Source organism: Xenorhabdus santafensis (assembly GCF_033949405.1).
Classification (GTDB): Bacteria; Pseudomonadota; Gammaproteobacteria; order Enterobacterales; family Enterobacteriaceae; genus Xenorhabdus; species Xenorhabdus santafensis.
Map to the genome: position 1 here is coordinate 1 of NZ_VCDN01000372.1, position 329 is coordinate 329.

Consider the following 329-nt stretch of genomic DNA (forward strand, 5'->3'; position numbering starts at 1 on the left):
AAATTAACGTAGGCCAGCGACCGTTACAAGGAACGAAGTTGTTCGTTAAGATAGCAAGCATACGTTCACGTGGCGATTCAATAATACGCGTTGACATAATGGCTGCTGCATTACAACCAAATCCCATTGCCATTGTTAAAGATTGTTTCCCGTGTGCGCCGGATCGTTTGAATAAGCGGTCCATATTAAACGCGACACGTGGTAAGTATCCGTAGTTTTCTAATAGCGCGAACATAGGGAAAAAGATTGCCATAGGTGGTAACATAACGCTAATAACAGCACCGATACCACGAAATAAGCCAAGTATTAAAATGCCATGTAACCATTCG

Annotated in this window: 1 protein-coding gene; it reads right to left on the reverse strand. The window is 42.6% G+C overall.

The window, feature by feature from the left end; translation table 11 throughout:
- Nucleotides 1–265: nucleoside recognition domain-containing protein (locus FE392_RS22795; protein WP_500692711.1), on the reverse strand; the 265-nt coding region annotated here is incomplete at its 3' end.
- Nucleotides 266–329 lie beyond the last annotated feature (64 nt).